Genomic DNA, 23,705 nt, shown 5'->3' with positions numbered 1-23,705 from the left:
GCCCGGCACACGAGAGGAAAAGCGGACGATGGCGGACCAGGTCCGGTTCGGTGTGCTCGGGCCGGTGGTGGCCGAGCGCGACGGCGGCCCACCGGAACTGAGCGGTCCGCTGGACCTGAAGGGGCCGCGTCACCGCGCCGTGCTGGCGCGGCTGATCGTCGCCCGCCGTCGCGTGGTCCCCGTCGCCCGCTTGGTCGCGGACCTGTGGGTGGAGCCTCCGGCCGGTGCCGTCGGCGCCCTGCAGACCTTCGTCGCCGCCCTGCGCCGCGCCCTCGAACCCGCCCGCCCGCCCCGCGCCCCCGCCCGCCTGCTGGTCACCGACGGCCCCGGATACGCGCTGCGGACCGCGCCGGACACGGTCGACGCCTGGCGGTTCGAGACGGCCGTGGCCGACACCGCCCAACTGCCGCCCGAGCAGGCCCTCCACCGGCTCGAACAGGCCCTGACCTGGTGGCGGGGCCCCGCCTACGCCGAGTTCGCCGACGAGGACTGGTCCCGTTCCGAGCGCGCCCGCCTCGCCGAGCTGCGCCTGAGCGCCGAGGAGCGGCGGGCCGGCGCCCGGCTGGCGCTCGGCCGGGCGGCGGAGGCCGTGCCCGATCTGGAGGCCCATGTCACCGGCCATCCGTGGCGTGAGGAGGCCTGGCGGCTGCTGGCGCTCGCGCTGTACCGCACGGGCCGTCAGGGCGACGCCCTCGCCGTCCTGCGCCGCGCCCGCACCACCCTCGCCGAACAGCTCGGCGTCGATCCGGGTCCCGCGCTGCGCCGCCTGGAGGCGGACGTGCTCGCCCAGAGCCCCGACCTCGACACGCCCGGGGAGGCGCCCGGGGAGACGGCCGCCGCCGAGAACCTGTGGAACCGCGCCGCTCAGGCGTACGACCGCACCGTCGCCGCCGGGTCCCGGGCACGGCTGGAGTCGACGGTCGGACTGCTGCGCGGCCTCGCCCTCGCCGGCGGCGGCGGTCTGGCGGCGGCGCGCGAGCAGCGGACGGCGGTGGTCGCCGCCGCCGAGGAGCAGGGCGACGCCGTTCTGACCGCCCGGATCATCGGCGCCTACGACATCCCCGCGATCTGGACCCGCAGCGACGACCCGCCGGCCGCCCGGCGGATCGTCGCCGCCGCCGAACGCACCCTCGCCGCCCTGCCGCCCGGCCCCGCCCACGACGCCGACCGGTGCCGGCTGCTCGCCACCGTCGCCCTGGAGTCGCGCGGCACCCGGTCGGCCCGTGGACCGCGGGCCGCGGCCGAGGCGGAGGCGCTCGCCCGGCGGCTGGACGATCCCGCGCTGCTCGCCTTCGCCCTCAACGGCCGTTTCATGCAGTCCTGCGCGCGGGCCGGCCTGGCCGCCCGGCGGGACGCGATCGGCGGGGAACTGGTGGCCCTGTCGGCGCGGCACGGGCTGACGAACTACGAAGTGCTGGGGCATCTCGTGCGGATGCAGGCCCGCGCCGCGCTCGGCGACCGTGCCGGCGCCCGGGCGCACGCGACCGCCGCCGACCGCCTCGGCGAGCGGCACGAACGTCCGCTGGTGGCGGTGTTCACCGGCTGGTACCGCGCCATGGAGGCCGGTGACGAGCGGGCCGTACGGTCGGCCGCCGGGCTCCTGGACGGCGCGGGGATGCCGGGCCTGGCGGCCGGACTGCTCCCGCTGGCCCTGCTCTGCCTGCGCCTGGCGGACCGGCCCGGAGCGGCTCTGGAGGCGGCTGCTGCCGTGGACCTCGACGCGGACTGGGGACCGTACCGGCCCTGGGCCCGGCCCTTCGCCCTGCTCGACGAGGGGCGCCGCGCCGAGGCCCGGGCCGCGCTGGAGGCCCTGCCCGAACCGCCCCCCGACCTGCTCTACGAGGCCCTGTGCTGCCTGGAGGCGGCCGTCGCCCTGGAACTCGGCGACCGGGCCGCGCTGGAACGGACCCGTGCCCGGCTGCGGCCCGCCGCCGGGGAACTGGCGGGCGCGGGCAGCGGCCTGGTCGCCCTCGGACCGGTCGACCGCTGGCTCGCGGAGATCACCGCCGCACTCGGCGAACCGGCCCCCTGACCGCCGGGCCGCCCTCGCGGCCCACCTCCGCGAAACCGGCACCCCGCCCTCGGACCACGCTCACGAGCCCCTTACGGGTCGGTCGCGCGCCCCAGCCCACTCACGGGTCGTACGCACCGGCTCACTCACGGGTCGTACGCCCCAGCTCACTCCCGGACCGTGCACGGTCGAGCGGACCGTGCACGGTCGAGCCCACTCACGGACCGTCCGGCCGGCTCACGCGCGGGCCCTCCCCCCGCGCCTCACCTGCGCGCCGTACGCCCGATCGACTCCACCAGCGGCAGCATCCGGTGCGGGACGCGTTCGCGCAGGGCCACCTCGGTGCGGGTGCGGACCACGCCCGGCAGACTGATCAGCTTCTGGATCACGTCCTCCAGATGGGCGTTGTCCCGCGCCACCACCCGGGTCAGCAGATCGCCGCCGCCGGTGATGGAGAACGCCTCGACGATCTCCGGCACCCCGGCCAGCGCGTCCCCGACATCGTCCAGATGGCCCTGGGTCACCTCGATGTGCACGAACGCGAGCACCGGATGCCCGAGCGCGGCGGGGGAGAGGGCGGGCGCGGTGCCGGTGATCACACCGTCCCGTTCGAGCCGGTCCAGCCGGGCCTGGAGGGTGCCGCGCGCGACGCCGAGGATGCGGGCGTACTCGCGCACGCTGGTGCGGGGCTGTTCCAGGAGCAGCCGCAGGATGCGGGTGTCGAGTTCGTCCACGGCCATGACGGCGCCGGCCTCCAGATACGTGCGTTGATCGACGTCGACTGTACCAATGGCTCAGCGTCGGGCGGACAGCCTGGACCAGTGAGGTGTCGTCCATTGGCCCGTGATCAGCGCGGACTCGGCCCGCGCTGCTGAGCCAATGGCCCAGTGGAGGGCGGGTCACTTGAGCCAGAGGCCGTCGTGATGCTGTGATGGACACGTCGATGGCGCTGCGGATCCCCGCGGCGCCTTTTTCATGTCGGTGCCCGGGTGCCGCGCACGCGATGCGTCCCGCGGCACCCCACGTACTCCAAGGGGGCGGTCAGCAGTGCTGAAGAGGGTGTTCGCGGCTCCGGACCCGGGGCGGGCGCGGCTGCGCTTCGCCGCCCGGGCCGTCCTCGGCATCGGCCTGGCGGTCCTCGTCTGCGCCGCGGCCGGACACTCGCTCACCGGCGCCGTCACCGGCGGGCTCGCCGCGCTGCTGGCCCTGTTCACCGTCGCCGACCCCACGGTCCGCGGCCAGGCCGTCACCACCGCGCTGCTGCCGGTCGTCGGCATCCCGGTCCTCGCCGCCGCGTCCGCGCTGCACGCCCAGCCCCTCGTCCGCGACCTGGCCTTCCTCGCCGTGGTCGGGGCCGGCGTGTACGCGCGCCGCTGGGGGCCGCGCGGCCACAGCCTCGGCGTGTTCGCGTTCATGACCTTCTTCGTGGCCCAGTTCCTGCACGCCACGCCGGGCCAGTTGCCCGAGCTGTCGGTCGCCGTCGTCCTGTCGGTGCTCAGCGCGGCGGCGGTCCGCTTCGGGCTGTGGTGCTACGAACGCCGGCTGCCCCCGGCCACGGCGCCCGCGCCGCCGGGCGGCACCGGGCTGGCCCGGGTGACCACCCGGCAGGCGGTGCAGGCGGTCGCCGGCGCCGGCTTCGCGCTCGTCGTGGGCGAACTGATGTCCGGACAGCGCTGGTACTGGGCCGTCGGCGCCACCTGGTGGGTCTTCGTGAACACCGCCTCGCGCGGCGAGACCCTGGTCCGCGGCTTCCGCCGGGTCCTCGGCACGGTGCTCGGCCTCGGCCTCGGCGTCCTCGTCGTCGCCCCGCTGCACGGGGCCGGGCTGCCCACCGCACTGCTCGTCGCCGTGAGCGTCTTCGGCATCTTCTACACGGCCGCCGTGTCGTACACCTGGATGATGCTCTGGGTGACGGTGCTCGCCACCTCGCTCTACGGCCTGCTCGGCGTGCTGACCCCGGGGCTGCTCGCCCTGCGTCTGGGCGAGACCGCCGTCGGCGCGCTCGGCGCCTGGCTGGCCGTGCTGTTCGTGCTGCCGGTCAGCACCCACGCCGTCACCGACGCCTGGATCCAGCGCGCCCTGCGCTGCGTCCACGCCTGCACCGCAGAGGCCGCCGCCCGGCTCGCGGGCACGGCGGACGCCGACCCCGCGCCCCGGGTGGCCGAGCTGGAACAACTGCTCGGCCGGGTACGGCTCTCCGTCGCGCCGCTCGTCCACCCGCTGAACCCGATGCTCGGCCGCAAGCAGCGCGCCCGGCAGGTGCTGCGGCTGCTCGACGACTGCGCCCGCGAGATCCGCGGCCTGGTCGCCGTGGCCGCAGACCCGGAGGCCTCCCACGACGCCCGGCTCGCCGCCGCCTGCTGGCGCGTGGAGGCGGCGATCGAAGCGCTCACCGGCGGCGTCGAACCCGTCGCCGACGGCACCGCACGCCCGGCCGCGGACGCCGGCGCGCTCGCCCATCTGCACGGCCTGGAACGCGCCCTCACCGAGCTGTCCGCGCCCCTGCGCGCGTCCTCGGGCTCCCCTCTGGTCGGCGCCTGAGCCGCGCGGGGGCGCCCGGGCGACCGAGCCCGGACGCTCCCGTACCGGCCGGAGTCCCGCACGGAGGACCGGAACACGTCCGCGCCTTGGTCTAGACCGCGCATGATCGACTGCTACGGTCACCGCAACGGGTCGACCGAGAGGGGACAGCGGTGTCAGACGGCGGCAGGCGGGCACGGCGGGCGTTCATCGGATCGTTCACGGCGGCGGGCGGCCCCGGCGTCGTCACCGCGGCCGTGGCCGAGCACGGCGGGGCACTGACCCCGCTGACCAGCGCGGACAGCGTCGCCGACCCCTCCTACCTGGCCCTGTCGCCCGACGGGAACACGCTCTACACGGTCAGCGAGACCGCCGAGGGCGCGGTGGCCGCCTACCGGGTGAAGGGCGAGGCGCTCGAACTCGCCGGCCCGCCCGTGCGGCTCGACGGCAGCGGACCCACCTACCTGAGCCTGTTCGACGGCCACGTCCTCACCGCCGACTACGGCTCCGGCAGCGTCACCGCCGTCCCCGTCCGCGCCGACGGACGCCTCGGCAACGCGCCCTCGGGACAGCTCCGGCACAGCGGCTCCGGCCCGAACGAGCGCCGCCAGCGCGGCCCGCACGCCCACCAGGTGCAGCCCGACCCCAGCGGCCGCTGGGCCGTCAGCGTCGACCTCGGCACGGACTCGGTCCGGGTGTGCATGCTGACGGACGGCAGGCCCGAGCTGCGCCGGGAGATCGCGCTGCGCCCCGGCTCCGGCCCCCGCCACCTGGCTTTTCACCCGCACGGCCGGCACGCCTACGTCGTCAACGAACTCACGCCCACCGTCACGGTCTGCCGCTGGGACGCCGCCGCCGGCGCGCTCAAGCCGCTGGCCGAGACGCCGGTCCTGCCGGACACCCCGGCCGGCGACGCCTACCCCTCGGGCATCGCGGTCGCGCCGGACGGCCGCTTCCTGTGGACCGCCACGCGCGGCGAGGACGTGCTGTCCGTCTTCGCCGTCGAGGCGGACGGCGAACGGCTGGTGCGGGCCGGGACGGTGCCGTGCGGCGGCCACTGGCCCCGGGCGCTCACCTGGCACGACGGCTTCCTGTACGTCGCCAACGAGCGCTCCGGGGACGTGACCTGGTTCGCCGTGGACCCGGCTACGGGAGCGCCGGAGCGGGCCGGCGCGGTGCGGGTGCCGGCGGCCTCCTGCGTGGTCTTCGGCTGAACCACGCTCGGACGGTCCCCGGCCCACAGCGCCCCGGCCCACAGCGCCCCCCACAGCGGCCCCGGCCCACAGCGGGGCACGGCCCGTGGCACGGCGAAGGGCCCGCCCCGGCTGTGCGGAGCGGGCCCTTCACCGCGTGCGTGCGGTCGTACGTTCGTGCGGGGTGCGCGGCTGCGCCGAGGTCAGTGGACCGGCGTGCCCTGCGACGGCTGCGGCGCGATGCCCAGGGCCGTCGTGTACTTGGCCAGGGCGAGCTTGCCGATCGCCGGGTAGGCGCCGAGCGCCTCGGCGGCGGAGCAGTCCGCCTCCTTCGCGGCGGCCTGGACCAGCTCGGCGTCGATCTCCGGGCCGATCAGGTACGGCGCCAGGGCCAGCTGCTGGGAGCCGGAGGAGCGCAGCTGCTCGGCGACGGCCGAGATCGAGCCCTCCTGGTCCAGGGCGGCGGCCATCACCGGGACGGCGAGGCGCGCGGCCAGCAGCATGCCGGTGATCCCGGCGGCCTGCACGGCCTCGTCGCCGCCGACCGAGGCGAGGATGATGCCGTCCGCCGCGGTCGCCACGGTGAACAGCCGGGCGCGGTCGGCGCGGGCCAGACCCGCCTCCGACAGCCTGACGTGCAGCGCCTCGGCGAGCAGCGGGTGCGGGCCGAGGACGTCGGTCAGCTCGGCCGCGACCCGGCTGTCCATGACGGCCTGGCGGACCTGGCGCAGCAGCGCGCTGTCCGGGCCGGCGAGCAGCGGCACGACGACCGCCACCGGGCCGTCGGGCTCCTTGGCCTCGACGCCGGCCGCGAGGGCCTGCTCGTAGCGGGCGGTGCGCTCGTCGGCCGCGCGCGAGAGCACGGACTGCAGGGTCGGGAACTCCGAGTCGTCGCCGTCCACGTACCCGATCAGGGCGTCGAGGCCGGGCAGCTCGGAACGGGCGATGCTCACGACCTCCTCGGCGAGGCCGCGCGTGGCGGCGCCGGGCGTGCCCGGCACCGCGAGGACGAGCGCGGGCGCGCCCTCGGGAGCCGCCAGCGGTTCGGGTCGGCGGTGCCGTCCGGGCTGGCGGGGGCGCGGCATTCGTACTGGCAGGCCGGACGCGGGCCCAGTGGGGGAGCTCATGGCGCCGCATGTTACTGGCTTTCGCGGTGCCCCTGTTCGGGGAGGGTGCAGGTGAGCGGTTTCCGTCCGGTTTTGTCTGATGAGTTACGTACTGATCAAGCCTGTGCGATGTGCGCAAAAGACTCGGAACCGACAACTCGTCCAGGACATCGGCGTACTTGTCCGACGCGTGCTCGACACGTCGGGATGTGGGCGATCGGTCGGGGGATCAGTCCCTTTGTGCCGGTGGGACGTACAGCATCTTCTCGTCACCCGGCAGGGCGAGCCGGCCCTCGGCCAGTTCGGTCGCGATGCGCGCGGAGCCGTGCAGCGGATCGCCCTCGGCGGCGACGCGCCGGGCGTGCGGCAGCCGCAGGGCCAGCTCCCGCTCCAGCGGTACGAGCAGCGGGTCGCCCATGTGGAACAGGCCCCCGGTGAGGGCGACGAGCGGCTCGCCTCCCGGCGGGCACACGGCGGCGGCCGACTCGGCCATGTGCCGGGCGGCGGCGCGCAGCACACCGGCCGCCACCGGGTCGCCGGCAGCACAGGCGGCCACCTGGGGGGCGAAGGAGGCGAGGGCGGCGGCGCGGTCGGGGCGCGGGTAGAGCCTGCCGGGCAGTTCGGGCATCGGTCCGAACGTCTCCTCGGCGCGGGTCAGCAGCGCCGTCGAACCGCCGTCGCGTCCGTCGTGGGCGCGCAGCGCGGCCTCCAGTCCGGCCCGGCCGATCCACGCTCCGCCGCCGCAGTCGCCCAGCAGATGCCCCCAGCCGTCCGCGCGCCGCCAGCCGGTCAGATCGGTGCCGAGCGCGATCAGCCCCGTCCCGGCGGCGATCACGGCGCCGGGACGCGAACCGAGCGCACCGGCATAGGCGGTGACCGCGTCGGCGGCCAACGCGACCTGGCGCACGCCCAGTTCCCGCGCCAGCGCGCCGGGCAGCTCGGCGCGCAGGGCGTCGCCCAGGGTGGCGAATCCGGCGGCCCCCACGACTGCGGTCGTCAGCCGCCCCACCCCGGCCTCGGCGGTCAACGCCCGGGCCATGGGCGCCAGTTGCGCCATCAGGTGCCCGGGGTCGATGCCCCGGTCCCCGGTGCGCACCGGTTCGGCGGACCGGCGCTCGGCGAGCGGTCCTCGGCCGGGCACCCCGACGACGGCCCGGATCCCGGAGCCGCCGGAGTCGACGGCGAGGAACCCCGCCGCACCGGCCGCCGCCCGGCCCGTCACGGCAGGCGCCAGTCCACGGGCTGTCCGCCCTGCCCGATCAGCAGGTCGTTGGCGCGGCTGAACGGACGGGAGCCGAAGAAGCCGCGGTCGGCGGACATGGGGGAGGGATGGGCCGACTCCACCGAGGGCAGATCGCCCAGCAGCGGGCGGAGGTTGCGGGCGTCCCGGCCCCACAGGATTGACACCAGGGGCTTGCCGCGCGCGGCCAGCGCCCGGATCGCCTGCTCGGTGACCTCTTCCCAGCCCTTGCCGCGATGGGCGCCCGGCTTGCGCGGGGCCGTGGTGAGCGCCCTGTTGAGCAGCAGCACGCCCTGCCGCGTCCACGGCGTCAGGTCGCCGGAGGACGGCTGGGGCAGCCCCAGGTCGCTGGTCAGCTCGCGGTAGATGTTGATGAGACTGCCGGGCAGCGGACGCACCTCGGGCGCCACCGAGAACGACAGGCCCACCGCATGGCCCGGCGTGGGATAAGGGTCCTGGCCGACGATCAGGACGCGTACGTCGTCGAACGGCTGCTGGAAGGCGCGCAGGACGTTCGCCCCGGCCGGGAGGTAGGTGCGTCCCGCGGCGATCTCCGCGCGCAGGAAGTCGCCCATCTGGGCGATCCGTCCGGCGACGGGTTCCAGGGCCTCGGCCCAGCCGGCTTCGACGATTTCATGCAAGGGTCGTGGTGCCACGGGCGTCACCCTACTGCCGGGCACCGGGCGATGATCAAGCGGTTGCCGGACACCGGCCGAAGACGACCGAAGCGGTGCGTCCGCCGCCGGATGCGGACCGAGGACGCCCGAGGCGGTCATCCGATCACCGCCGCGCGCACGCACAGCACGTCCGGCAGATGCGCGGCCAGCTGCCGCCAGCTGTCGCCGTCGTCCGCCGAGGCGTACACCTCGCCGTTGCGGTTGCCGAAGTAGACGCCCGCCGGGTCGGCGTCGTCGGTGCACAGCGCGTCGCGCAGCACCGTGCCGTAGTGGTCCTCCTGCGGCAGGCCCGCCGACAGCGGCTCCCAGCTGCGGCCCGCGTCCTGGGTGCGGAACACCCGGCAGCGGTGACCGGCCGGGACCCGGTCGGCGTCGGCGTTGATCGGGAAGACGTACGCCGTCTCGCCGCGGTGCGGATGGGCGGCCGCGGCGAAACCGAACGTCGAGGGCAGCCCCTCGCCGATGTCCGTCCAGTGGGCGCCGCCGTCGTCGCTGCGGTACACGCCCCAGTGGTTCTGCAGGTACAGCCGGTCGAGGTCGGCCGAGTCCTGGGCGACCTTGTGGACGCACTGGCCGAACTCCGGGTTCGGGTCGGGCAGGAACACGGCCGAGACGCCATGGTTCGCCGGGGACCAGCTCGCCCCGCCGTCCGTGGTGCGGAACACCCCGGCGGTCGACACGGCGACCGTCACGGCGTTCGGATCGCGCCGGTCCGTCACCACGGTGTGCAGGCCCTCACCGCCGCCGCCCGGCACCCATCTCGACCGCGTGGGGTGCTCCCACAGCGGGCGCACCAGCTTGAAGCTCTCGCCGCGGTCCTCGGAGCGGTACAGCGCGGCCGGCTCCGTGCCCGCGTACACCACCTCCGGTTCCGCCGCCGCCGGATGCAGCTGCCACACCCGCTCCAGCGAGGCGCCGGTGTCCTTGGGGAACTTCACCGCCGGGCGGGCCGGTTCGGTCCAGGTGCGCCCCAGGTCGTCGGAGTGGAACACCGACGGGCCCCAGTGCGCGCTGTCGCCGCCGGCCAGCAGCCGGGGGACGGGGCCGCGGGTGTCGATCGCGACCGAGTACACGGCCTGGGCGTTGAAGTGGGGACGGTCGTCGAACTCCCAGTCGCCGGCGCGCCGCCGTGCGAGGAACAATCCCTTGCGGGTGCCCACGGCGAGCAGTACCTCGGTCATGCCGATCACCTCCACGACGCTCGTCCGGAACGCCTTCGTCCCGGACACCCGCCAGTCTGCACCCGACCACTGACAGTGCCCCGCGCGACGGCGTCGTCGCAGGTCGGACGGCATGGTCGGCACGCCGGACGGTCGCGCGCGGGACCGCTCGACCGGTCGTACGGGAGTCTCGCCCCCTTGGGACCGGCGGGCGGGGGAACCCGGCGTGAGCATCGGCGGGCCGTCTTCCGTATGAAAGGGCGGTCCGGCCTGTCCGCGCACATGTGAGGAGGACGCCTTCGATGGGCTTCCGTGGTCCCGGGGGGTGGCTGTGGCGGTGGCGCCGCAATCCGCTCAAGCGCCGTGCCGACGCCGTGGACGCCTGGGTCCTGCTCGGCGTCTGGCTCCTCACCGTCACCGTCGGCGTCCTCGCCGGCTGGTCCGGCGTGCGGAGCGTGCGGCACGGGCTGGACCGGGAGCGTGAGGAGTGGCGGCCCACCGTGGCCCTGGTGACGCAGAAGGCGCCCGGCCCGGCCTCCGCCACCACCGGTGACGACGCCACCACCGGGGACGGCGACGGCGCCCGGGACGACGACAGCGGTGACGCCGGCGCCGGACAGGGGCGCGGCCGCGGTCCCGCCTCGGTGTGGGGCGAGGTGCGCTGGAGCGCGCCCGACGGGACGGCCCGCACCGGCAGGACCCGGGTGGCCTCCGACAGCGCCGTCGGCGCGGCCGTCACCGTCTGGACCGACCCCGCGGGCAGGCTGGTGACCCAGCCGCCCACGGTGAACCAGGCCCGCACCCGGTCCCTGGCGATCGGCGGCCTGGTCGGGCTGAGCGCCGCCGCCGTGCCCTTCGCCTGCGGCCGCCTCCTGCGGGACCGCCTGGAACGCCGGCGGCTGAAGCAGTGGGACGTGGAGTGGGCGCGCTTCGACCCGCTGTGGGGCCGCAGGACTCCCTGAGCGCGCCGCCCCCGCCTCAGCTGCCGCTCATGCCATGCCACCCCCGCCTCGGCTACCGCTCATGCCACCCCTGCCTCGGCTACCGCTCATGCCACCCCCGCCTCGGCTACGGCTCACACCGTCCCGGGCAGCGCCCGCCCCAGGATCGTGTCCACGTCCGCCGAGTCCGGCAGGGTGCCGAAGGCGTGGCCGCCCTCGCCGCCCAGCCGGGTCGCGCAGAAGGCGTCGGCGACGGCGGCCGGGGCGTGCCTGACCAGCAGCGACGCCTGGAGGGCCAGCGCCATCCGCTCCACCAGCCGGCGCGCGCCGAACGGGGACGCCTCACCGAGACCGTTCTTCAGGCCGGTGACGGCCGCGTCCAGCCGGGCGTTCGCGCCCCGCGCCAGGGAGAGTTCGGCGAACAGCGCCTCCGCGGCGCCGGGTTCGCGGCCGAGCGCCCGCAGCACGTCCAGGGCGTTGACGTTGCCCGATCCCTCCCAGATCGACAGCAGGGGCGCCTCGCGGTAGTGGCGGGGCATGCCGGACTCCTCGACGTAGCCGTTGCCGCCGAGGCACTCCAGGGCCTCCGCGGTGAAGGCCGGCCCGCGCTTGGTGACCCAGTACTTGCCGACGGCGGTGGCGATCCGCCGGAACGCCGCCTCGCCGGGGTCCTCCCCGCGCACCGCCCGGTCCGCCGAGCCGGCCAGCCGCAGGGTGAGCGTCGTGGCCGCCTCCGACTCCAGCGCCAGATCGGCCAGTACGTTGCGCATGAGCGGCTGGTCGGCCAGGCGGGCGCCGAAGGCCCGGCGGTGCAGCGTGTGGTGGCCCGCCTCGACGAGCGTCTTGCGCATCAGCGCCGCCGACATCATCACGCAGTCCAGCCGGGTGCAGTTGACCATCTCGATGATCGTCTTGACGCCCCGCCCCTCCGGCCCGACCAGCCAGGCGACCGTCCCGTCGAACTCCGGCTCGCAGGAGGCGTTGGACCGGTTGCCCAGCTTGTCCTTGAGCCGCTGGATGCGGAAGGCGTTGCGGCTGCCGTCGGGCAGGACGCGCGGCACCAGGAAGCAGGACAGCCCGCCCGGCGCCTGCGCCAGCACCAGGAAGACGTCGCACATGGGCGCCGAGGTGAACCACTTGTGGCCGCGCAGCGTGTACACACCGGGCTCGGCGGTCGGCGTGGCCGCCGTCGTGTTGGTCCGCACGTCCGAGCCGCCCTGCTTCTCGGTCATGCCCATGCCCGCCAGCAGGCCCGGCTTCTCCGCCGGCGCCCGCAGCCCGGGCTCGTACACCCTGCTGGTCAGCAGCGGCTCGTAGACGGCGGCCAGGTCCGGCTGGGCGCGCAGCGCGGGCACGGCGGCGTACGTCATCGACGTCGGGCAGCCGTGCCCGGCGTCCGTGTGCCCCCACACCAGCCCGCCCGCCGTACGGGCCACGTGCGCGCCGGGCCGGCCGTCCGCCCACGGCGCGCCGGCCAGGCCCTCGGCGACCGCGGTCCGCATCAGGTGGTGCCAGCTCGGGTGGAAGTCCACCTCGTCGATCCGGTTGCCGTACCGGTCGTGGGTGCGCAGCTCCGGCTCGTGCCGGTTGGCCTGCTCGGCCCACTCCTGCGCCTCGGCGCTCCCGGCCAGCGCGCCGAGCCGCCGTACGTCCCGCTCGGCCCATCCGGCGCCCTCCCGGCGCAGCCCCTCCAGCAGGGCGGCGTCCTCGGAGGCGTCGTAGGGGCTCAGCGGCGGGGGCTGATTGGTGACGTCGTGCGTGGCGTACGGCCCGGGCGGCTGCGGCCACTGCTCCGAGGCCTGCCGCTGGTCCTGCCCCGTCGGCGCGGGCCGCTCGGTCCGCCGGTCCTGCTGCTCGTGCGCGAGTGTCGAAGCCATACGGGCAGTGTTGCACTTCGTCTGCGACCGTAGCAATAGTGCAACAAGGGGGGTCCGTACAGTACGTGACCATGAACGCCTCCGAGGAGCCCGCAGCGGTGGACCTGCGTCCGCTGTCCGCGCGGTCCGTCGTCCTCAGCCTGCTGCTGGGCACGCACCCGCCCGAACTGCCGGTACGGGGCCTGCTGCGGGCCGTCGAGCCCCTCGGGATCGGCGGCTCCACCCTGCGGGCGGCGCTCAGCCGCATGGTGGCCGCCGGCGATCTGCGGCGCGCGGACGGCGTCTACCGCCTCAGCGACCGCCTGCTGGAGCGCCAGCGCCGCCAGGACGCGGCCGTGCACCCGCAGACCCGCGACTGGACCGGCGCGTGGGAGATGGCGGTGGTCACGGCGACCGGCCGCGAGCCCGCCGAACGCGCCGCCCTGCGCACCCGGCTCACCGCCCTGCGCCTGGCCGAACTCCGCGAGGGCGTCTGGCTGCGCCCCGCCAACCTGCGCCGCCCCTGGCCCGGCGACCTGGACGACGTGGTGCGACGCTTCACCGCCCGGCCCGACGAGCCGGACGAGGACCTCGCCGCGCGCCTGTGGCCGCTGGAGGCGTGGGCGGCGACGGCCCGGGCCCTGCTCGCCCATGTGGCGCGCGCCGGCCGGCCCGCCGACCGCTTCACCGCCCTCGCCGCGGTGGTACGGCACCTGCTGGCCGACCCCGTCCTGCCCGCCCCGCTGCTGCCCGGCCACTGGCCCGGCCCCGAACTGCGCGCCGCCTACACCGACTACCAGCGCGAACTGACCGAGGAGATGCTCGGCCACGCGGGGCGGTGAGCGGACAGGGCGCGGTGAGGGCGGTCGCGGCGGGTGGCCGCCCGCACCGGGGCGGGACCACGTGTAGGTGATGCCTGCCGAAAGGCCGAGCGCAGGCAGGCCGTCGGCCGGTGCGCGCCGCCTGTGATACGGACGTGCGGCCGAGGTCGTGCAGCGCTTTCCGGGCAACGCCCCGGGCGGAACGTCCGGTGCGGCGAGGGACGGCCTTAAGCCGAGTGCCGCCGGCCCGGCGCGAGCCGTGCCGCGACGGGGCCGGAGTCGCGCGCGACAGGGCGGGAGAGCCGTGCCGCGACAGGGCGAGAGGGCCGTGCCCCGGCCGGCCGGGAGAGCCGTGCCGCACCGGGGCGGCGAGAGCCGTCCGGGCGAGCGGGCGGTGCGGCCGGTGGCGCGGGCGCGGACCCTGGCGTTCCCTGAGGATGGGCGGGATGACCAGCGCGGTCGCGGGCACCCGGGGGGCACGGAAGGGATCTCACCCAGGCGAGGAGAGTCATGGCTGAGCAGAAGTCGTCGTCGGTCCTTGCGGCGCCCCTGCACGGCGCGGCCTCGGTGCTGCGGAGGGTACCCGGCGCCGGGACGGTGGGCAGGGCCGCGCAGGGCACGCTGAACAAGGTCGAGGCCGTGTCGCCGAGGGGGCGGCGGATCGCGGTCTACACGGGCGCCGGGGTCCTCGGCGTCGCCGGGATCGTGGAGTGGCCCGTCGCGCTCACCGGAGCGGCCGTCGCCTGGCTCACCCAGCCCCGGCCGGACCGCCCCGAGGAGCCCCGCGAGCCCGGACGCCTGACGGCCGGGGGAGCGGAGAACGGCTCGGGGGAGACCGGCGCGGCAGGAGACACGGGCCCCGGCACCACGGCCACCGCATCCGGCACCACGGACACAGCACCCGGCACCACGGACACCGCATCCGGCGCCACGGACCCCGCGTCCGCAGCCGCGGCCCCGGCCGCCGAGACTCCCGGCACCGCCGGGACTGCCCGCACGTCCGCGAGCCCGGGCGCCGCCCCCCGGCGGGCCAGGCGCGCCCCCGCGAGCGGTGAACCGGCGGAGGACATCGCCACCGCGGCGCTCACCTCCCGACCGGCGGGCCGCGGCGGAAGCCGTACCGGACCCGCCGGAACGCCGCCGCCGGCGCCCGGCCCGGTGCCGGCCGACGACCCCGGGCCAAAGGCCGGCGACCGCGACCGGGGCGCGCCCGCGTCCGGCCGGACGGCGACGAGCAGGACGCCGACGGCGCCGGGCCGGACACCGACGGGCAAGGCACCCACCGGTAAGGCGCCCGCGGAGAAGCCGGCCACCGGTCCCGCGGCCACCGGCCCCCTCGGCCCGACGGCGCGGCCCGGCCGCACCACCCTCTGAGGGCGCGCCATGGCACTGGGTCTGCTGACCGTGCCCTCGGCGGCCGTCAGGCTGCTGCCCGCGGCGCCCCGGGTGCTCGCCCGGGCCGCCGCCCCGGCGGTCGGGGTGGCCGCCGGGGCGGCGGCCACAACGGCGCGCGCCGGCGTACGCGGCGCTGACGCCGCAGTGCGCGTCGCGCGGGTCGCCCGCAACGCGCTCCCCGGCGCCGGCGGCAACTGGCGCTCCGGGACGCGCGCCCACCTCGCGCTGCGCGCCGCCGAGCCGGGCGCGGTACGGCGCGCCGGCGGCACCGCGCACCTGGCGCGCCGGGTGGCCGCCAAGCTCGCCGAGCGACCCGACGTCCTCTTCGCCTACTGGGACCAGGGGCTCGGCCGTCTGGTCGTCAGCGTCACCGAGGACGAGTTCTCCGACCGGGTCCTGGAGCACGCCTGCGACCTCGCCGCCCGCAGCGGGCTGGCCCTGGCGGGCGGCGACCCGGAGGAGATGACGCATCCCGCCGACCCCGCCGGGGTGCGGGCCGCCGCGGCCACGCTCGGCGCGGACGTTCTCGGGATCGCCGTGGGCCTGACCGCGTACTGGCTGCGGCTGCCGCCGTCGCCGCGCCTGGTGACCGCGGTGGTGACCCTGCTCAGGGAGAACCCGCGCTTCCGCGCCCGGCTGCGCGCCCGGCTCGGCGCCGACCGGATGGACCTGCTGCTGGCGTGCGTCAACGCGGCCGTGCACGGCGCCGGGCAGACCCCCACCTCGCTCGTGCTCGACGGCGCCCTGCGCGGCTGCCAGCTCGCCGAGACCGTGGCCCGCTCGGCCGCCTTCGACTCGGTGCACGACCAGCTGTGCTCGCCCGGGCGGATCAGCGTCGGCACCGACGACTGCCCGCGCCCGCCGCTGCGCGTCTCCCCCGCCCAGGAGTACGCCAACCACGCCTCCGCCGGCAGTCTGATCGGCGCGGCGGCCACCTTGCTGGTCAAGCACGACGGCTCCGAGGCGGCCGAGGCGGTGCTCGCCGGCTCGCCCAAGGCCGCCCGCTACGGTCCCGCCGTCTTCCACGCCGTGCTCAGCGCCGCGCTGGCCCGCACCGGCGTGCTGGTGCGCGACCCGGAGCGGCTGCGCCAGCTGGAGATGGCCGGCACCGTCGTCCTGCACCCGAGCGCGCTGCGCGCCGAGGACGGCACGGCCGACCCCTGGGCCGAACCCGTCCTGGACGCCGCCCGCCGCGCCGGCCTCAGGGTCGTCGTCGTGGGCGACCCGGCCCTGGAGGACGTCACCGGCCTCGCCGACGAGGTGGTGGACGCCCGGCGGCCCCTCGACGACGTGGTGTACGGGCTGCGCCGCGACGAGGACGAGGGCGTGGTCGTCACCGTCGCCCGGGCGCGGTCGGCCGACGACCACGACGTCCTGGCCGGGCTGCGCGGCAGCGACATCGCCGTGGCCCTCACCGACCGCGACGGCGCCGTCGTGTGGGGCGCCGACATCCTGGCCCTGCACGGCCTGCCCGACGTGTGGCGGGTGCTCACCGCGGTCCCCGCCGCCCGCAGGGTGGGCCGCCGCTCGCAGACCCTGGCCCGGTCCGGCGCCGCGCTGTCCGGGCTCATGGTCGCCGTCGGCGAGTCCAAGGGCGGCCGCGGCCGCCGGTCCGTACTGCCCGGCCTGCGGCACGCGCCGGTCGACGCCGCGGCCGCCACCGCCCTGCTCTCGGGGGCGCGCGCCGCCCTCGGCGTGGCCGCCGCCCGCGCCCCCCGCCCGCACCCGCGCGTGCCGTGGCACGAGCTGGAGTCGGACGAGGCCCGGGAGCGGCTGGAGCACGAGCCGGCCGACGAACCGACACCGCTGGAGCAGGCGACCACCCGCGCCCGCAGGACCGTCGGCAGCGCCTTTCGGCACCCCGTGCTCGCCCCGGCCCGCTGGACGTACGACCTCGGGCGGGCCGTGCGCGGCGAACTCCAGGACCCCCTCACCCCCGTCCTGGCGGTCGGCTCGGCGGCGTCCGCGCTGCTCGGCTCCGTCGTGGACGCCCTGCTCGTCGTCGGCGCGCTCGATCTGAACGCCCTGGTCGGCGGCGTCCAGCGGCTGCGCGCCGAACGGGCGCTGTCCGGGCTGCTGGCCGAGCAGAAGCAGAAGGCACGTCTGGCGCCCGAGGCCGGTCAGGCGCCCGCCGGGGGCACCCGCACCGTCGACGCGGGAAAGCTCAGCCCCGGCGACGTGATCGAGCTCAAGGGCGACGACGTGGTGCCCGCCGACGCCCGGCTGCTGTGGCAGGAGGGCCTGGAGGTCGACGAGTCCGCGCTGACCGGGGAGTCCCTGCGGGTGCAGAAGCAGACCGACCCGACCCCGCACGCCGCCGTCGCCGACCGGCTCTGCATGGTCTTCGAGGGCACCACCGTGGTGGCCGGGCAGGCGAGGGCCGTCGTCGTGGAGACCGGCGAGCTGACCGAGGCCGCCCGCGCCGTGCACCTGGCCGCCCGCACGCCCCCGGCCGCCGGAGTCCAGGCCCGGCTGCAGGAACTCACCCGCAAGGCACTGCCGTTGACCCTCGCGGGCGGCGCGGCGGTGACCGGTCTCGCCCTGCTGCGCGGCACCCCCATCCGGGAGGCGGTCAGCGGCGGCGTGGCCGTCGCGGTGGCCGCCGTGCCCGAGGGACTGCCGCTGGTGGCGACCGTGGCGCAGTTGGCCGCGGCCCGCCGGCTCAGCCGGGGCGGCGTCCTCGTGCGCACGCCGCGCACCCTGGAGGCGCTGGGCCGTATGGACACCCTCTGCTTCGACAAGACCGGCACCCTCACCGAGAACCGGCTGCGCCTGGTACGGATCTCCGACGGCGGCGGAACCGTCCACGCGGTGGGCGACGAGGCGGCCGCGGACACCCTGCGCGCCGCGGCGCGGGCCTGCCCGCGTCTGAACGGCGGCTCCGACCGGCCGGTGCACGCCACCGACGAGGCGGTCCTCGACGCGGCCCGGCCCGACCCGGACTGGACGCAGCTCGAAGGGCTCGGCTTCGAGGCGGCCCGCGGTTACGCGGCGGCCGTCGGCCGGACCACCGACGGGCAGCGCCTGCTCGTGGTCAAGGGCGCCCCGGAGACCGTCCTGCCCGCCTGCCCCGCCCTCCCCTCGCACGCCGCCGACACCTCGCACTCCCTCGCCGGGAGCGGACTGCGCGTCCTGGCCGTCGCGCAGCGGCGGCTCGCCGAGGACGAGAAGGAGACGGACGCGCTCGAACAGGCCCTGCGGAACCTGGAGTTCACCGGCCTGCTCGCCCTGTCGGACGTGCCCCGCGAGACCTCCACCACCCTCGTGCACGGCCTGTACGAGGAGGGCGTACGGCCGGTCATGCTCACCGGCGACCATCCGCAGACCGCGCGCGCCATCGCCACCGAACTCGGCTGGCCCGAGGACACCACCGTGGTCACCGGCGACGAGCTCGCCGCCGCCGACCGCTCCGCCCGGGCCCGGATGCTGCGCGACGCGGGCGTGGTGGCCCGGGTGGCGCCCGAGCAGAAACTCCAGGTCGTCGAGGCGCTGCGGGACGCCGGCCGGGTGGTCGGCATGGTCGGCGACGGCGCCAACGACGCGGCCGCGATCCGGGCCGCCGACATCGGCGTCGGCATCAACGCCCGCGGCTCGGCCGCCGCGCGCAACGCCGCCGACATCGTCCTCACCGACGACGACCTCACCGTCCTGATCGACGCGATCGGCGAGGGCCGCGCCCTGTGGCACAGCGTCGCCGACGCCATCGCCATCCTGATCGGCGGCAACGCGGGCGAGGTCGGCTTCGGCATCCTCGGCACCCTGCTGGCGGGCCGGGCGCCGCTGTCCACCCGGCAGATGCTGATGGTGAACCTCTTCACCGACCTGTTCCCGGCCATGGCGGTGGCGGTCACGCCGAAGGAGGACGTCGAGCAAGCGCGCGCCGGCTCGCCCGAGGACGCCGCCGGCGGAGTGCTGGGAGAGCCGCTGATCCGGCAGATCCGCCACCGGGCCCTGACCACCTGTCTGGGCGCGGTCACCGCCTGGCTGATCGGCCGCTTCACCCCGGGCACCGCGCGCCGCTCGGGCACCATGGCGCTGTGCGGGGTGGTCGGCACCCAGCTCGCGCAGACCCTCCTCGACCGCCGGGACAGCAGGCTGGTCCAGGTGACCTCCCTCGGCTCGGCCGTCGCCCTGGTCGCCATGGTCCAGACCCCGGGCGTCAGCCGCGTCTTCGGCTGCACACCGCTCGGGCCGGTCGCCTGGGCCGGCGTCGTCGCGGCGATCGCCCTCGCCCTGGCGGGCCAGCGCGCGCTGCCCCGCCTGGAGGAGACGGTCGTACGGCTGCTGCCGAAGGGGCGGGACGAGGAGGCCGCCGTCCCCGCCGGGACCTGACCGGGGGCTCGTGCCCCGTCGGTCAGACGGACCGGTGGTACTGGTCCGGCACGTGCACCGAGCCGCCCAGCTCGCGGGCCGCGTGCCGGGCCCAGGACGGGTCGCGCAGCAGCTCGCGGCCGAGCAGGACGGCGTCGGCCTCGCCGTTGACGAGGATCTTCTCGGCCTGCTCCGGCTCGGTGATCAGGCCGACGGCGGCCACCGGCATCGGGGTCTCGGCCTTCACCCGCGCGGCGAACGGCACCTGGTAGCCGGGGCCCGTCGGGATGCTCGCGCCGGGCGCGTTGCCGCCGGTGGAGACGTCGAGCAGATCGACGCCGTGCGCGTGCAGCTCGGCCGCCAAGCGCACCGTGTCGTCGGCCGTCCAGCCGCCCTCGTCCAGCCAGTCGGTGGCGGAGATCCGGAAGAAGAGCGGCTTGTCCTCGGGCCACACCGCCCGCACCGCGTCGACGACCTCCAGCGCGAACCGCACCCGGTTCTCGTACGAGCCGCCGTAGGCGTCCGTGCGGTGGTTGGAGTACGGCGAGAGGAACTCGTTGATCAGGTAGCCGTGGGCGCCGTGTATCTCGACGATCTCGAAGCCGGCGGTCAGGGCGCGGCGCGCCGCGTCCGCGAACTGCCGCACGATCTCCTGGATCTGGTCGGCGGTCAGCTCGTCCGGGACCGGGTGCCGCTCGTCGAAGGGCACCGCGCTCGGGGCCACCGCCTGCCAGCCGTGCTCGTCCGGTCCGACCGGCGCGCCGCCCCGCCAGGGCCGGTCCGTCGACGCCTTGCGGCCGCCGTGCCCCAGCTGGATCGCGGGCACCGTGCCCTGGCCCTTGAGGAAGCGGGTGATCCGGCGGAACGCCTCGACCTGGGCGTCGTTCCAGATGCCGAGGTCGTAGGGGGAGATCCGGCCCTGCGGAGACACGGCGGTCGCCTCCAGGATGATCAGCCCCGTGCCGCCGGTCGCCCGCGCCGCGTAGTGGGCGAAGTGCCAGTCGTGCGGGACGCCGGTCAGCGGGCCCTCGGGCTCGGCCGAGTACTGGCACATCGGGGGCATCCAGACCCGGTTGGGGATCGTCACTTCGCGCAGTGTCCAGGGCTCGAAGAGCGCACTCACGGCGGACTCCATTCGTCACGGGAGCAGTGGTCGGCTTGTACGATAGCTCTCGTAGTACGGCGGCTGTCAAACTACGATGTTCCTCGTAGAATGAGGTGCCTCGTACGAAGTGGAGCCGCCGTGACCGCCCCTGTCTCCGTCCCCGCCGCCGGCAGCCGTGCCCTCGCGCACCCCGCGCCGGAGGAGATCCGTCTGGAGGGCGTGCTGCACGCGCTGTCCGACCCGCTGCGCCTGGGAATCGTGCGGGAGCTGGCCGTCGGCAGCGACGAACTGGCCTGCTCGGACTTCGACGTGCCCGTCAGCAAGTCGACCACCACGCACCACTTCCGGGTGCTGCGCGAGGCCGGGGTGATCCGGCAGGTCTACCGGGGCACCGCGAAGATGAACGGCCTGCGCCGCGACGACCTCGACGCCCTGTTCCCGGGCCTGCTCGACAGCCTCCTCGAGGCCGCCGCCCGCCAGGAGGAGCGCCTCGCGGGGGCCTGAGACGCGTCGGCCGTCCCTGCGGGACCGGGACCGGGGCCCAGACCCAAGGGATTCACCCCGAGAGACCTCGGTTCGAGGCTCCCGCAGCCCGGGAGCGGCCCGGCCCGAGAAGTCCGGTCCGAGGGGCGCGCATGCGAAGGGTCGCCGGTCGGCGGGGCGCGCGACCCGGGACCCACTCGGGCGGCGGGGCGCGCGGCGCCGAGGGTTGCTCGGTCCGGGAGCCTCTGGCCCGAGGGACTTCCCGCGCGAAGGGCTGCCCGGTCGGCGGGGCGGCCCGGGCATCGCTCGGCCGGAGGAGAGCACCGTGTGTCGGGAGTCGCCGCGCGCCCCGAGAGGCGACCAGAGCCGCGGACCCCGAGCCCGGTCCCGCGCGCGGAGTCCGAGTCGCCCCGCGCGTCCGCTACCGCGCCGCCGTGCGGGCCGCCGCCCGGAGCGACTCCCAGTCGGGCAGCTTGACGACGCCCCGGCCGAGCGAGGCGCCGAGCCGCGCCTCGGCCTGTTCGATGGCCTGCCAGCCCGCCCATCCGACCGGCTCCACACCCTCCGCGCGCAGCGCCGCCACGGCGTCCTCGGGCACCGGCGCGCGGACCAGGTCCGGCGCGTCCGCGAGCAGCGAGGCCACCGTCTCCTTCGCGCACGGCCGGTTGGTGCCGATGACCCCCGTGGGGCCCCGCTTGATCCACCCGGCCACGTACTCGCCGGGCGCGACGACGCCCTCGCGCAGCACCCGGCCCGCCCGGTGCGGCACGGTGCCCGTGGCGGGGTCGAACGGCAGCCCGTCCAGCGGCACCCCGCGATAGCCGACCGAACGCAGCACCAGCTGCGCCGCCAGCTCCTCGTACCGCCCCGTGCCCGTCATCCCGCCCCGGCCGTCCGGCGCCGTCCGTTCGAGGCGCACCGCCGCAACCCGGCCTTCGGCGGCGAGCAGTTCGACCGGGCGCAGGAAGAACCGCAGGTGGATGCGGCGGGAGCCGCCGCGCAGCGGCGTGCGCGCCCACTCGCGCAGCACCTCCACATTGCGGCGCTGGGCGGCCGGCAGCGCCGAGGGGTCCGCGCACGCGGGGTCCAGCGAAAGTTCCGCCGGGTCGACGACCACGTCGGTGTCCGGCAGGTTCGCCAGCTCCCGCAGCTCCTTGGTGGTGAACCGGGCCTGCGAGGGGCCGCGCCGGCCCACCATGTGGATGTCGCTCACCCGGCTCGCGGCGAGCGCGGCGAGCGCGGCCTCGGGCATGTCGGTGGGGTTCAGCTCGGCCGCGCCCCGGGCCAGCATGCGGGTGACGTCCACGGCCACGTTGCCCACGCCGACGACCACGGCGCTGCGGGCGTCCCGTACGAAACCGCCGTCCACGGCGTCCGGGTGGGCGCTGTACCAGGACACGAACTCCGTCGCCGACCAGCTCCCCGGCAGTTGTTCGCCCGGGATGCCGAGCCGGCGGTCGGTGGAGGCGCCCACGCAGTACACCACCGCGTGGTACAGCTGCCGCAGCCTGCCGACGGGCAGCCCGTCGGGACCGCCGATCCGCACCCCGCCGAGGAATCTGACCCGCTCGTGCTCCAGCACCGCGCGCAGACTGCCCTGGAGCGACTTGATCTTCTCGTGGTCCGGCGCCACGCCGTAGCGGACGAGCCCGTACGGGCACGGCAGCCGGTCCAGGACGTCGACGCGTACCGAGGAGTCCTGCTGGACGAGGCCCTGAGCGGTGTAGCACCCGCTCGGCCCCGAGCCGACGACGGCGACACGCAGCACGGCGGAACTCCTTACCCCGGCGGTCGCAGGAGAGCGCTGACGTCTCCCAGCATGGCACCGGGGATGCCGGCGGGTAAGCGCCACGACACCGCCCCCGACGGCATGTCACCCACCCGCCCCCGAACCACCGTCTCCCGGCCCGCGAGGGGCTGCCCGGAGCGCCGCCTCCCGGCCCGCGAGGGCTGCCCGGACCGGTGGTCGGCCGGCTACTCCGGCCGGTCGGTCGCGAAGAAGCGGGACACGTCGGCGCCGCGGGAACCGCCGGGGGCCTCCGCGCCCGGCGGCATGCCCATGTCCCAGTCCAGGCCGTAGCGCTTGAACAGCTCGGCCCGCAGCACCGGCACCGGCATGGGCGCGCCGGGCACCAGCGCGGCGTACACCGCGCCCATCAGCAGCGCCCGCAGCATCGGGTAGTCCGCGTCGACGTCCGCCGAGCCGCGCCGGGCCACCGTGTCCCGCAGCAGGTACGACAGCCGCTGCTGTTCAGGGCACTGCACGAAGCCCTCGGCCTGGAGGATGCCCGCCATGTGCTGCCGCATCAGCACCGGCCGGTCCACGGCCAGGCCCAGGATCGCGTCGATGGCGCGCGCCAGCCGCTCCCGGCCGTCCTCGGTGCGCGGCTCGCGCTCCAGGGCCTCCTCCAGCGTGCGGTGCATCAGCCGGTGCACGGCGGACTGCACCAGCTGGCGCTTGCCGGGGAAGTAGTACGACACCAGACCGCGCGCCGAGCCCGCCCGGTCGGCGATGGCGCCGAGCGTCGTCGCGTCGTACCCGTGTTCGGCCACCAGCTCGACCGCCGACTGCAGAAGCCGCTCCCGGGAACGCCGCCGCAACTCTTCATTGACCGAGGCGCTGCGCGGGGACATGCTGTAACTCCTGCGTTGACTGGCTGCCAGCCAACTATACTCAACGCAGGCGGACCGGCCCCTGTACGGGCCTGGTCGGCATGCCGCCCGTCTCGGGCGACGCGGGGGATCGTCCGAGACGGGCTCGCTCTTCCCGCATGGCGTCCTCGGGCTCCTGAGCGTCCCGCGGGGGCCGGCGCGGGGTCCGAGGGCTGATGCCCGGCCGTCGAGAGCCGACGCTTTCGGGGACTTCTCCAGTCCCCTCAGCGCGGA

Annotated in this window: 17 protein-coding genes; 8 read left to right on the top strand and 9 right to left on the bottom strand. The window is 76.3% G+C overall.

What is annotated here, in order from left to right:
• Window positions 1-28: 28 nt before the first annotated feature.
• Window positions 29-2,032: an AfsR/SARP family transcriptional regulator gene (locus K7787_RS03420; RefSeq protein WP_223000447.1), complete on the top strand. Its 2,004-nt coding sequence runs from the start codon at window positions 29-31 to the stop codon at window positions 2,030-2,032.
• Between the two features lie 242 nt (window positions 2,033-2,274).
• Here the strand turns inward: K7787_RS03420 and K7787_RS03415 are convergent, their stop codons facing one another.
• Window positions 2,275-2,751, bottom strand: a complete 477-nt coding sequence (locus K7787_RS03415) for an Lrp/AsnC family transcriptional regulator (RefSeq protein WP_164389672.1) — start codon at window positions 2,749-2,751, stop codon at window positions 2,275-2,277.
• A gap of 307 nt (window positions 2,752-3,058) precedes the next feature.
• On the opposite strand from K7787_RS03415, the gene K7787_RS03410 reads away from it, so the two are divergent.
• Both K7787_RS03410 and K7787_RS03405 read left to right on the top strand, forming a co-directional pair.
• The gene (locus K7787_RS03410) at window positions 3,059-4,552 is read left to right on the top strand and encodes an FUSC family protein (RefSeq protein ID WP_223000446.1); all 1,494 of its coding nucleotides are present in this window, start codon (window positions 3,059-3,061) and stop codon (window positions 4,550-4,552) included.
• A gap of 152 nt (window positions 4,553-4,704) precedes the next feature.
• Window positions 4,705-5,745 carry a lactonase family protein gene (locus tag K7787_RS03405; RefSeq protein WP_223000445.1) on the top strand — a complete coding sequence of 347 codons (1,041 nt, stop codon included), beginning with the start codon at window positions 4,705-4,707 and terminating at the stop codon, window positions 5,743-5,745.
• 182 nt (window positions 5,746-5,927) lie between these two features.
• Here the strand turns inward: K7787_RS03405 and K7787_RS03400 are convergent, their stop codons facing one another.
• The 4 genes from K7787_RS03400 to K7787_RS03385 all read right to left on the bottom strand — a co-directional run bounded on the left by K7787_RS03400 (window position 5,928) and on the right by K7787_RS03385 (window position 9,928).
• Complete coding sequence (locus K7787_RS03400; RefSeq protein WP_203621865.1) at window positions 5,928-6,851, bottom strand: sirohydrochlorin chelatase; 924 nt, start codon at window positions 6,849-6,851, stop codon at window positions 5,928-5,930.
• Window positions 6,852-7,059: 208 nt separating this feature from the next.
• A complete protein-coding gene (locus K7787_RS03395; RefSeq protein ID WP_223000444.1) occupies window positions 7,060-8,052 on the bottom strand; it encodes an N-acetylglucosamine kinase in 993 nt (330 codons plus the stop codon).
• Window positions 8,049-8,726 carry a uracil-DNA glycosylase gene (locus K7787_RS03390; RefSeq protein WP_027758737.1) on the bottom strand — a complete coding sequence of 226 codons (678 nt, stop codon included), beginning with the start codon at window positions 8,724-8,726 and terminating at the stop codon, window positions 8,049-8,051. The genes K7787_RS03395 and K7787_RS03390 overlap by 4 nt, the downstream gene beginning before the upstream one ends.
• A 116-nt stretch (window positions 8,727-8,842) precedes the next feature.
• Window positions 8,843-9,928: a WD40/YVTN/BNR-like repeat-containing protein gene (locus K7787_RS03385; protein ID WP_223000443.1), complete on the bottom strand. Its 1,086-nt coding sequence runs from the start codon at window positions 9,926-9,928 to the stop codon at window positions 8,843-8,845.
• Between the two features lie 281 nt (window positions 9,929-10,209).
• Between K7787_RS03385 and K7787_RS03380 the strand changes: the two genes are divergently transcribed.
• Window positions 10,210-10,869, top strand: coding sequence for an Rv1733c family protein (locus tag K7787_RS03380; RefSeq protein ID WP_223000442.1), 660 nt, complete (start codon window positions 10,210-10,212; stop codon window positions 10,867-10,869).
• 113 nt (window positions 10,870-10,982) lie between these two features.
• Here the strand turns inward: K7787_RS03380 and K7787_RS03375 are convergent, their stop codons facing one another.
• Window positions 10,983-12,725 carry an acyl-CoA dehydrogenase family protein gene (locus K7787_RS03375; RefSeq protein WP_223000441.1) on the bottom strand — a complete coding sequence of 581 codons (1,743 nt, stop codon included), beginning with the start codon at window positions 12,723-12,725 and terminating at the stop codon, window positions 10,983-10,985.
• Window positions 12,726-12,796: 71 nt separating this feature from the next.
• Here K7787_RS03375 and K7787_RS03370 point away from each other — a divergent pair, with 71 nt between their 5' ends.
• The 3 genes from K7787_RS03370 (at window position 12,797) to K7787_RS03360 (ending at window position 19,252) form a co-directional block, all read left to right on the top strand.
• Complete coding sequence (locus K7787_RS03370) at window positions 12,797-13,546, top strand: PaaX family transcriptional regulator C-terminal domain-containing protein (protein WP_223000440.1); 750 nt, start codon at window positions 12,797-12,799, stop codon at window positions 13,544-13,546.
• Between the two features lie 489 nt (window positions 13,547-14,035).
• The gene (locus K7787_RS32375) at window positions 14,036-14,899 is read left to right on the top strand and encodes a hypothetical protein (protein ID WP_372456594.1); all 864 of its coding nucleotides are present in this window, start codon (window positions 14,036-14,038) and stop codon (window positions 14,897-14,899) included.
• A 9-nt stretch (window positions 14,900-14,908) separates the two neighbouring features.
• The gene (locus tag K7787_RS03360) at window positions 14,909-19,252 is read left to right on the top strand and encodes a cation-translocating P-type ATPase (RefSeq protein ID WP_223000439.1); all 4,344 of its coding nucleotides are present in this window, start codon (window positions 14,909-14,911) and stop codon (window positions 19,250-19,252) included.
• A gap of 22 nt (window positions 19,253-19,274) precedes the next feature.
• Here the strand turns inward: K7787_RS03360 and K7787_RS03355 are convergent, their stop codons facing one another.
• Complete coding sequence (locus K7787_RS03355; RefSeq protein WP_223000438.1) at window positions 19,275-20,354, bottom strand: NADH:flavin oxidoreductase/NADH oxidase; 1,080 nt, start codon at window positions 20,352-20,354, stop codon at window positions 19,275-19,277.
• A gap of 120 nt (window positions 20,355-20,474) precedes the next feature.
• On the opposite strand from K7787_RS03355, the gene K7787_RS03350 reads away from it, so the two are divergent.
• Window positions 20,475-20,840, top strand: a complete 366-nt coding sequence (locus K7787_RS03350; RefSeq protein WP_019985633.1) for an ArsR/SmtB family transcription factor — start codon at window positions 20,475-20,477, stop codon at window positions 20,838-20,840.
• A gap of 400 nt (window positions 20,841-21,240) precedes the next feature.
• Here K7787_RS03350 and K7787_RS03345 read toward each other — a convergent pair whose 3' ends face one another.
• The gene (locus K7787_RS03345) at window positions 21,241-22,587 is read right to left on the bottom strand and encodes an FAD-dependent oxidoreductase (RefSeq protein ID WP_223000437.1); all 1,347 of its coding nucleotides are present in this window, start codon (window positions 22,585-22,587) and stop codon (window positions 21,241-21,243) included.
• 206 nt (window positions 22,588-22,793) lie between these two features.
• Complete coding sequence (locus K7787_RS03340) at window positions 22,794-23,453, bottom strand: TetR/AcrR family transcriptional regulator (RefSeq protein ID WP_019985636.1); 660 nt, start codon at window positions 23,451-23,453, stop codon at window positions 22,794-22,796.
• Between the last annotated feature and the right edge of the window lie 252 nt (window positions 23,454-23,705).

Origin of the sequence: Streptomyces sennicomposti (assembly GCF_019890635.1) — a bacterium.
Classification (GTDB): domain Bacteria; phylum Actinomycetota; class Actinomycetes; order Streptomycetales; family Streptomycetaceae; genus Streptomyces; species Streptomyces sennicomposti.
This window is presented reverse-complemented; position numbering and strand designations above follow the sequence as displayed.

What these genes read in the sequence shown, in the direction of transcription:
- K7787_RS03420 (WP_223000447.1), top strand. Translation starts at nt 29, where the DNA reads ATGGCGGACCAGGTCCGGTTCGGTGTGCTCGGGCCGGTGGTGGCCGAG.
- K7787_RS03415 (WP_164389672.1), bottom strand. Translation starts at nt 2,751, where the DNA reads ATGGCCGTGGACGAACTCGACACCCGCATCCTGCGGCTGCTCCTGGAA.
- K7787_RS03400 (WP_203621865.1), bottom strand. Translation starts at nt 6,851, where the DNA reads ATGAGCTCCCCCACTGGGCCCGCGTCCGGCCTGCCAGTACGAATGCCG.
- K7787_RS03385 (WP_223000443.1), bottom strand. Translation starts at nt 9,928, where the DNA reads ATGACCGAGGTACTGCTCGCCGTGGGCACCCGCAAGGGATTGTTCCTC.
- K7787_RS03380 (WP_223000442.1), top strand. Translation starts at nt 10,210, where the DNA reads ATGGGCTTCCGTGGTCCCGGGGGGTGGCTGTGGCGGTGGCGCCGCAAT.
- K7787_RS03375 (WP_223000441.1), bottom strand. Translation starts at nt 12,725, where the DNA reads ATGGCTTCGACACTCGCGCACGAGCAGCAGGACCGGCGGACCGAGCGG.
- K7787_RS03370 (WP_223000440.1), top strand. Translation starts at nt 12,797, where the DNA reads ATGAACGCCTCCGAGGAGCCCGCAGCGGTGGACCTGCGTCCGCTGTCC.
- K7787_RS32375 (WP_372456594.1), top strand. Translation starts at nt 14,036, where the DNA reads ATGGCTGAGCAGAAGTCGTCGTCGGTCCTTGCGGCGCCCCTGCACGGC.
- K7787_RS03360 (WP_223000439.1), top strand. Translation starts at nt 14,909, where the DNA reads ATGGCACTGGGTCTGCTGACCGTGCCCTCGGCGGCCGTCAGGCTGCTG.
- K7787_RS03340 (WP_019985636.1), bottom strand. Translation starts at nt 23,453, where the DNA reads ATGTCCCCGCGCAGCGCCTCGGTCAATGAAGAGTTGCGGCGGCGTTCC.